Here is a 6,902-nt window from a genome sequence, read left to right as displayed (position 1 = left end):
TTACCAAAGAGAGAGTGAGCAACTACGTTTGGAGTGGGGTTCCATATTAGTCAAATTTTAAGCAATTCACAGCATAGATTACCAAATTCCAAATCACTATGAATCAACAAAAACCATTTCGTTTAATTACTATTCCTGTTAGTCACTACTGCGAAAAAGTGCGCTGGGCATTAACAAGACTGAAATTTAATTTTGTCGAAGAACCTCATTCACCACCATTTCATCTATTATCAACGGCAAAATTAGGAGGGAAAACCACTCCGATTTTAGTCACAGACACAGAAATATTTACAGATTCTACAGATATTTTGAAATATTTGAATTCAATTACACTGGATGAAAATAAACTATATCCAAGTAATCCAGAACTGCGGCAAAAAGTTGAGGAATTAGAAGAATTATTTGATAGTGAATTAGGAGTAGCGACCCGTCGTTGGGGTTATTCTTATATTAGTAATGACTACAAAAATATTCAGCGTTCTTGGTGTCAAGGTGTTCCCAAAATTCAAAAAATATTATTTCCTTTGAGTTTCCTTTCTATGCAAAAGATATTGCAAAACAAATTCCAATTAACACCAGAATCTAGTCAAGAATCATACGCACAAATCAAGATACTTTTTGCACAAGTCGATGAATTATTAGCAGATGGACGTACTTATTTAGTCGGGGATAAATTTTCTGCTGCTGACTTGACTTTTGCTACCCTTGCAGCTCCTGCAATTCAACCTCCCGAACATCCAATTACACGTCGTCCATTAGAAGAATTGCCAGTCAAAATGGCATCAGAAATTAAGGAGTTACGAGAAACACCTGCTGGTCAATTCGCATTGAGATTGTACCGTGAAAGAAATATTTAATTAGAATTAATTTGCATAATTATTGAGATTCATTTCAGGAAAAATCATCAATGTTGAAATTTTACTACAATTCTCGTTCCCCAATGGCTCGTCGTGTATGGCTTGGTTTGCTGGAAAAAGGAATTGAATTTGAGCCTATATTAATGAGATTAAATGGTGACCAAATGCAATCTGAGTATTTGGGATTAAATCCATTTCATCATGTTCCGGTAATTGTTGATGGTGATTTTCGAGTTATTGAATCTTTGGCTATTTTAGATTATTTAGAAGCAAAATATCCCATACCTGCGCTGTCACCAAAAGAACCACAAGCATTAGCAACAGTGAAAATTGTACAGATGGTATCGAGTAATGAGCTATTACCGAAATTGATTACATTATTATTTGAAAATGAGGATTCACCCAAATATGTACATGCAAAACAACATATAGATATTGTCTTGAAATTTTGGTCAGAAATTCTAGGAGATAACTTATATTTTGGTGGTGATAGTATCAGTCTAGCGGATATTATTGCTGGCACAGATATATCTATGTTGAAAAATATAGATATTGGCTTAAGTAATTATCCGCGAGTGAATAATTGGTTGCAGCGTTTAATGCAGCGCGAAGTGTGGCAAAAAACAGAATTAACAGAAGAGGAACTCAAACAGTTTAAGCGAGTTTTTATGATATTAAATCGTAGGAAGAATAGGGAGAAATAAAAAACCTCAGCCTTTTATGAACTGAGGTAATAGTTTAATCAGGGTGCATCTACCTCCTCTATATCCTCAACTTGAGTAACGGTATCGGGACAAAAATAATATTTACTATTTTGGGTTCATGACTTGATTGAGTAACGCTTTACCTTTAGGGTTGAAAATTCTCAAACGATATTTACCACTGCTTCCCACAGGTGACATTGAGTAAGTGTAACCTTCATTTTCCCAAACGTAGCTACCCCGACTATAGTTGGATGCTTCGGGAATTGTCAGACAGCGATTCTTGCGATCGCATCCCGTATAAGATGCCGAACCTGCAAATCCGACAATTTTGACAGTGTAACCTCCCCCTGCATACAAACTTGCATCTTCAGCTAAAACGGGTGCTAAAAACGATAAACTAGCTACTAAAGCTGTGCTTAAAGAAAGAATTGAAAATTTCATACTAATCTGACTGCGTAATTAATATCAATAGTATAAAACGACACTAGTATTTTGTCATTAGTTTTGCTATCACAACCCTTTGAAAAACCCATCTACAAATTTATGACCGAGCGATCGCAAACTTGGCACATCGTCAAACAACCGCAAGGAATATGCGAAATTGTCCCCAGCGAACAAATCACCGAGGACAATCAAGAAATTAATAACCTAGAAATTACCGAAAAATGGGGACCATTTACATCCCAAGGAGATGCGATCGCACGTCGTATCGGTTTAATTCGCGCGGGCAAATGTCAACCTCAGTAATTCAAGAGTTAGGAGTTATGAATTAAGAGTTATGAATTAAATAAAGAAAATTTAATTATTCTTAACTCCTAACTCCTAACTATTTAAACCTACTTTTCCGCTCTTGTGGTTCCTGTGGCAGCAATCTGCTTACCTAAAACTTCCACTGCCTTGACAAATTGTATATCTTTCATTGTACCGAGTGTATCGCGACCGCGTAACCACAATTCTTGACGCTGCTTATCTGTCAACTCAGCCTTGACATCGGGGTCAATACCGTGCTTATTGATATCGCGACCATTAGGGGTGAAATACTTTGCGATCGTCACAGCCATACCCGAACCATCATCAAGGGGACGCACAGACTGCACTAAACCTTTACCAAAAGTCTGGGAACCCACAATTATCGCTCGCTTATTATCCTGGAAAGCACCTGAAAGAATTTCACTGGCACTTGCCGAACCTTTATCAACAAGGACAACCAAAGGTTTATCAGTGAGAGCTTTACCAGAAGCGACTTCCCGCTCTGGTTCCCCTTTACGGTCTTTTGTCGAAACAATCGTCCCCTTATTCATCCACATCCGAGCAATTTCGACACTGGAGAACAGCAAACCACCAGGGTTTCCACGTAAATCCAGAATGTAGCCTGCAACTTGCTTTTTCTCTAAATCCTTGATGGCATTCTGCATTTCCTTCCCAGCATTAGCACTAAACTGGTTAAGGCGAATGTAGCCAACATTACCAACTGGAGTTTTTTGCTGGGAAAACTTAACCGGATGGATTTCAATCTTAGCGCGGGCAATAACAAATTCCTTCTGCTCTTTACCTCGTAACACTGTCAGCTTCACCTTAGTTCCGGCTTCCCCTCGGATTAAAGACACAGCTTGATTGGTATCCATCCCTTCTGTGCTTTTACCATTAATTTTGGTAATGATATCCTTCGCCAAAACACCCGCTTTAGCTGCTGGAGTATCCTCAATTGGCGAAATAACAGTCAGCTTTTTGGTTTTTTCATCAAGACCAATTTGGATACCAATACCCGTAAGTTCCCCTGAGGTATCCACTTGCATGTTCTTGAATTCCTCTGGATCCATAAACCTGGTGTATGGGTCATCCAGCAGTTTCAGCATTTCCCTGATGGACTTATAGGCTTCCTGCTTGTTGCCGTAAGACTTGTTTAAATACTTTTTGCGAACCGCTTGCCAATCAACTTGATTGAAAGTACCGTCAACGTATTGGCGTTGGATAATTTGCCAAACTTCATCGACCAATTCTTTAGGGCTTTCTTTAAATAGAGCTTGTCCTTGGGAATGAATACCAAGACTTGTAACGGCGATTGTAGTCAGCGTTACAGCCGTAGCACCCAAAACAAGTCCACTTCTAGTAATTACCATAATGACTGCTGCGCCAGAGGAAAAATTTATTTTAATCAGTATGCTCAATCTAACACAGGCTACCACTGTACTGACTAAGCATATTTTGTTATTTCTGAATATTTTCTCTAAAATCCGGTTAATTGTGTGGCAGATAATACAAACTTTATCAAAAATTGGGAATTGGGCATTGTACTCAAAACTACTAAAAACCCTACTGCCTTCTTCACTTCCTCGACTTAACTAAATTTGCAATGCGTCTAACCAACTCTGTTGCTTCAACCGGTTTGGTAATATGTGCTTGAAAACCTGCATTAATTGCTTGATTTTTACCTTCTTCTCCTGCAAATGCCGTTAGCGCTAGTGCGGGTGTTTTTCCTCCCTGTTCTGATGATAATGCCCGAACTTTACGAATTAACATGTACCCATCTTCCTGAGGCATTCCAATATCACTAACGAGAATATCCGGTTTATTATGTTGGAATGTATCCAGTGCTTGAGCCACATTCGCGACAGGGATGACATTTGCTCCTGCTTCTTCAAGTACGGTAGCGATTAATTCCCGTGCATCATTTTCGTCTTCGACAAGGATGATTTTTAAGCCATTTAAAATACCTTGACATTCTGCTGATACTGTGTTACGGGTTATGATTTTTGGGGAGATGGAAGTTTGTTTTTTAGTAATGGCTAAAACTGGTAATTCAACCGTAAATGTTGCTCCTTTGCCTTCTCCTGAACTAGTTGCGCGAACTGTTCCACCGTGTAATTCGACGATATGACGTACTATTGCCAATCCTAAACCCAACCCTCCAACAGAACGGGTAGTTGAACCATCGGCTTGACGAAAGCTGTCAAATACGTAGGGTAAGAATTCGATTTCTATACCCTGTCCTGTGTCAGTGATTTGGATTTTGACTTGGGAAGAAGTTTGTTCAAGGCTAATTTTTACTTGTCCATCTTTTGGAGTAAACTTAATTGCATTAGAGAGTAAATTCCAGATAACTTGTTGCAAGCGATTTGCATCACCCCAAACTAATGCTTGGGGATTCAGTTGTGTTGTAATTTGAATTTGTTTCGCATCTGCTGCGGGTTTAATTGTATCTACAGATGATTCGACTATGGAGTGTAAATTGACTTCTTCAACATTGAGGCGAAATTTACCGCTAATTATTCTCGATACATCTAAAATATCTTCAACAAGCTGCCCAAGTAACTTAGAATTGCGATCGATAGTTTCTAAAGCACGAGCTTTTTTGTTTTCGTCAAAACTGCGGGATTGTAAAAGCTGTATCCAACCCAGGATAGCATTGAGGGGTGTTCGCAATTCGTGGGAAAGGGTGGCAAGAAATTCATCTTTGATACGGTTAGCTTGTCGCAATTCCTCGGTTTGTTGTTGCAATTGGGTAATTAGACTATTGCGTTCGAGTGCGGTTGCAACTAAGTCTGCTACTACTTGTAATAATGCTAGTTCATTTGAGTTGAGACAGGTTTGCGATCGCGTGGCAAATGCTAATGTACCAATTAATTTACCACTCGATAATAACGGATAGCAAGCATATGCTGTAATTCCCAAATTCCTGACTAAGCTAGCTTTTGGATCATTTGATTCCTGAATTTTCTCGACTATTATTGGCTTGTTTTGTTGTGCTACTGTTCCACACAACGCGAACCCTAATTCTAGCAATTCAATTTCCTGAGCTAAGTCTTCGCTTATACCTGCATATGCGTGGAGTCGCAAACGTTGATTACTGCTATCGAATAAATAATTAAAATAAATTTCGAGTTGTAATTGCTCGGCAAGTTGGTTAAATATGCTACTAATAAATTCCTTGGGTTGTTCCTGTACTAGTAAATCACTCGACATTTCATACAAAAACCCCAACCGTTGATTACTTTTTTGCATCGCATCGAATGTCAAAACTTGCGATCGCGTCATTCCAAATAGAATAAAACTCAGGATTACCCCACCTAATATCATATAGGGTACGAATTCACCTGCTGAATCTTTTTCTAATTCATGACGGGAAGAAAAGACAATTGTCCAAGTTCTTCCGGCAATATTCAGATTTCTTGTGGTTGTAAATTTTGGCTTGTGGGATGAATAATCCTTCCAATAATTTTTCCAATAATTACTAGTGGAAGAACTATGCAATAAACTTTGCGAATTTATTTTCTGATTGTCGTAAATATCAACATTTATCAGAGGATTTTGCTGATTTTTGAAAATTCCTGCTAGTAAATCATCTGCTCTAAATGGAGTGTAAACAAATCCTATTAACCCATTTCTTCTTTCGGCAACAGTTTTTTTGGCGCTATCTTTGCTATATATGGGTAAGTAAATTAAAAACCCAGCTTGTTTGTGCTGTTCAATTTCCTGTACTAAGGTGACTTTTCCTGAAGCTGCTGGTAAACCCGTATCTCTTGCCCGTTCCATCGCTGCACGACGAGTAGGTTCAGTAAACATATCGTAACCGATCGCGGCTTTGTTTCGTTTGTCGAGGGGTTCCAAATAAATTATAGAATGATATTCGTTTCGCGCTGTACTGGGATGTATGGTAAAATTAGAAATGCCTTGATTTCGCATATACGCAACTAACGACTGGGTATCTTCGGAAATAATTCGAGTCGAAAATCCAATCCCTTGAATTCCTGGATAGGTTTCCCGCAGTTTTAAGCGCTCAATATAAGACTGAAATTCCTGCTTGGTTATTTGCTGGTTAGTCGCAAACAATCCACTTGTTCCATGTAACAAGGCAACATAAGTGTTTAAGCGGTTTTGGATGTCACTTTTAGTTCTTTCAGCTTCATTCTGAAAACGCAAGGAGTCTTTTGTGCGGGATGCGATCGCGGCATAATAGGAAAATAAACCAGTTAGCAACAATGTTCCTAGCAAAATCGCGTAGGGAAACCAACCACGACGTGTTTGCGTAGGATTCAGTGACAAAACCAAATTTTTGTAAAGTGTATCCCCGCGATTTTCCATTTCTCAGGATGCCTATCCCAAAATTTTTTTAGCCTATAACCAAGGATAGCAATTAATACATTAATTGTTGAAAATATCTGACGAAATGATAATTATTTTTGTAACAATTTTATAAAAAACAAATGACTATAACATATTAGCCAAAAAAGATTATTTTAGAATAAAAAATTAGCATTGGTGATTTGGTTCTAACTCCAAGTGGAATGGTGAAGCTAGAGGAGGTTGTGATTATCATGCAGAGAATATATATAAATGGATA

6 protein-coding genes are annotated in these 6,902 nt (G+C 38.4%); 3 read left to right on the top strand and 3 right to left on the bottom strand.

The window, feature by feature from the left end; genetic code table 11:
• Positions 1 to 98: 98 nt before the first annotated feature.
• A complete protein-coding gene (locus CK510_RS23605; RefSeq protein WP_095724005.1) occupies positions 99 to 857 on the top strand; it encodes a glutathione S-transferase family protein in 759 nt (252 codons plus the stop codon).
• Between the two features lie 50 nt (positions 858 to 907).
• Complete coding sequence (locus tag CK510_RS23600; protein ID WP_095724004.1) at positions 908 to 1,561, top strand: glutathione S-transferase family protein; 654 nt, start codon at positions 908 to 910, stop codon at positions 1,559 to 1,561.
• 105 nt (positions 1,562 to 1,666) lie between these two features.
• On the opposite strand, the gene CK510_RS23595 is transcribed toward CK510_RS23600, so the two are convergent.
• The gene (locus tag CK510_RS23595) at positions 1,667 to 2,002 is read right to left on the bottom strand and encodes a hypothetical protein (protein ID WP_095724003.1); all 336 of its coding nucleotides are present in this window, start codon (positions 2,000 to 2,002) and stop codon (positions 1,667 to 1,669) included.
• 102 nt (positions 2,003 to 2,104) lie between these two features.
• On the opposite strand from CK510_RS23595, the gene CK510_RS23590 reads away from it, so the two are divergent.
• Positions 2,105 to 2,308, top strand: a complete 204-nt coding sequence (locus tag CK510_RS23590; protein WP_095724002.1) for a DDE transposase family protein — start codon at positions 2,105 to 2,107, stop codon at positions 2,306 to 2,308.
• An 89-nt stretch (positions 2,309 to 2,397) separates the two neighbouring features.
• On the opposite strand, the gene ctpC is transcribed toward CK510_RS23590, so the two are convergent.
• Positions 2,398 to 3,681, bottom strand: coding sequence for a carboxyl-terminal processing protease CtpC (gene ctpC / locus CK510_RS23585; protein WP_095724001.1), 1,284 nt, complete (start codon positions 3,679 to 3,681; stop codon positions 2,398 to 2,400).
• Positions 3,682 to 3,886: 205 nt separating this feature from the next.
• A complete protein-coding gene (locus CK510_RS23575; protein WP_095723999.1) occupies positions 3,887 to 6,643 on the bottom strand; it encodes a CHASE domain-containing protein in 2,757 nt (918 codons plus the stop codon).
• Positions 6,644 to 6,902 lie beyond the last annotated feature (259 nt).

Source organism: Brunnivagina elsteri CCALA 953 (genome assembly GCF_002289455.1).
GTDB lineage: Bacteria > Cyanobacteriota > Cyanobacteriia > Cyanobacteriales > Nostocaceae > Brunnivagina > Brunnivagina elsteri.
This window is presented reverse-complemented; position numbering and strand designations above follow the sequence as displayed.

What these genes read in the sequence shown, in the direction of transcription:
- CK510_RS23600 (WP_095724004.1), top strand. Translation starts at nt 908, where the DNA reads ATGTTGAAATTTTACTACAATTCTCGTTCCCCAATGGCTCGTCGTGTA.
- CK510_RS23575 (WP_095723999.1), bottom strand. Translation starts at nt 6,643, where the DNA reads ATGGAAAATCGCGGGGATACACTTTACAAAAATTTGGTTTTGTCACTG.
- CK510_RS23590 (WP_095724002.1), top strand. Translation starts at nt 2,105, where the DNA reads ATGACCGAGCGATCGCAAACTTGGCACATCGTCAAACAACCGCAAGGA.
- CK510_RS23595 (WP_095724003.1), bottom strand. Translation starts at nt 2,002, where the DNA reads ATGAAATTTTCAATTCTTTCTTTAAGCACAGCTTTAGTAGCTAGTTTA.
- CK510_RS23605 (WP_095724005.1), top strand. Translation starts at nt 99, where the DNA reads ATGAATCAACAAAAACCATTTCGTTTAATTACTATTCCTGTTAGTCAC.
- ctpC (WP_095724001.1), bottom strand. Translation starts at nt 3,681, where the DNA reads ATGGTAATTACTAGAAGTGGACTTGTTTTGGGTGCTACGGCTGTAACG.